Annotated in this window: 1 protein-coding gene; it reads right to left on the reverse strand. The window is 58.9% G+C overall.

Going from position 1 to position 241, the window contains the following annotated elements; genetic code table 11:
* A partial coding sequence (locus AC3XQU_RS24700) for a DUF927 domain-containing protein (protein ID WP_489876737.1) occupies nt 1-241 on the reverse strand: 241 nt, incomplete at both ends.

A 241-nucleotide genomic window follows, 5' to 3' on the forward strand; every position in this document is an offset into this window, starting at 1 on the left:
TGCCAGGATTGCCCCAGATCGATGCCGCCAACAGTTGCGCGAGTGACTTGCCGCTTGATGAGTCGCCGACCAGGTGAATACCGCCACCGTTGACACCTACCTTGGCAAGCAGCGGTCCTGCCAATGCACAGCACACCGACAAAATCAGTACTGGATTGCCGAGGCAGCGTGCGGCTATCTCGGTCTGCCACCCCCTGAGAGAGCCTTTGCAGGTGAAGATGTTTGCTGCACGACCTGAGTC

The organism is Telluria sp. AZSoR62 (assembly GCF_058111565.1).